This is a genomic window from Streptomyces violaceorubidus, assembly GCF_000717995.1.
Taxonomy (GTDB): Bacteria; Actinomycetota; Actinomycetes; order Streptomycetales; family Streptomycetaceae; genus Streptomyces; species Streptomyces violaceorubidus.
Map to the genome: position 1 here is coordinate 1 of NZ_JODM01000204.1, position 271 is coordinate 271.

Annotated in this window: 1 protein-coding gene; it reads right to left on the reverse strand. The window is 69.7% G+C overall.

The features are described 5' to 3' along the window. A partial coding sequence (locus tag IE94_RS36915; RefSeq protein ID WP_037925082.1) for an AMP-binding protein occupies positions 1-271 on the reverse strand: 271 nt, incomplete at both ends.

A 271-nucleotide genomic window follows, 5' to 3' on the forward strand; every position in this document is an offset into this window, starting at 1 on the left:
GATGCCGTACATGTTGACCAGGCGGGTGCGTTCACCGTGCCGGGCGTACCAGGCGGTCAGCCGGCCCAGGTCCAGGGCCTCGCCGCCGAACACCACCTCTCGCAGCACCAGACCGTCCCCCGCCTGCGGGTTTTCGGCATCGGCCTGCATGAGCTGGTAGAACGCCGACGGCGTCTGCGACAGATGCGTCACCCGCTCCTCGACCAGGAGGTTCAGGAAGTCGGCCGGACTGCGGCTGACCGTGAACGGCACCACCACCAGCCGCCCCCCG